Here is a 537-nt window from a genome sequence, read left to right on the forward strand (position 1 = left end):
TCCTCGGCCATCGCCCCAACGACGAACTGGCCGAGATCTATGCCTCGGCCGATGTCTTCGTCTTCCCGAGCCGCACCGACACGTTCGGCAACGTCATCATCGAGGCATTGGCCAGCGGCACGCCGGTTGCCGCCTATCCGGTGACCGGGCCGATCGACATTGTCGGCGACGGCTTTGGCGGCGCGGTCTCCAACGATCTGCGCGAGGCCTCGCTTGCCGCGCTCAATGTAGACCGTGCCGAAGCACGCGAACGCGCCATGCGCTACAGCTGGAAGGCTTGTGCAGAGATGTTCCTCGACACGGTCGAGGAAGCGCTGGGAACGACGCGCAAGCTGGCGGCCTAAAACAACCTGCCGCCATCCGGCACCTTGCGCTCGATCGCGCCGAGCACCACCGCGCCCTCTTCGTCGGGAAAGCCGAGCGTCAGCACTTCCGACATGAATGGACCGATCTGGCGCGGCGGGAAATTGACCACCGCGAACACCTGCCGGCCGATCAGCGTCTCCGGTGTATAATATTTGGTGATCTGCGCCGACG

General features: G+C 64.4%; 1 protein-coding gene and 1 pseudogene. One reads left to right on the forward strand and one right to left on the reverse strand.

Features of this window, described 5'->3' with window-relative positions; all coding sequences use genetic code 11:
* Positions 1 to 344: glycosyltransferase (locus EN939_RS37285; protein WP_127272142.1), on the forward strand; the 344-nt coding region annotated here is incomplete at its 5' end.
* Here EN939_RS37285 and EN939_RS37290 read toward each other — a convergent pair.
* Positions 341 to 537, reverse strand: a pseudogene (locus tag EN939_RS37290) (tRNA-binding protein); the annotation flags it as partial. The gene EN939_RS37285 and the pseudogene EN939_RS37290 overlap by 4 nt on opposite strands.

It is taken from the genome of Mesorhizobium sp. M7A.F.Ca.CA.002.05.1.1 (assembly GCF_003998335.1).
In the GTDB taxonomy this organism is placed as follows: Bacteria; Pseudomonadota; Alphaproteobacteria; order Rhizobiales; family Rhizobiaceae; genus Mesorhizobium.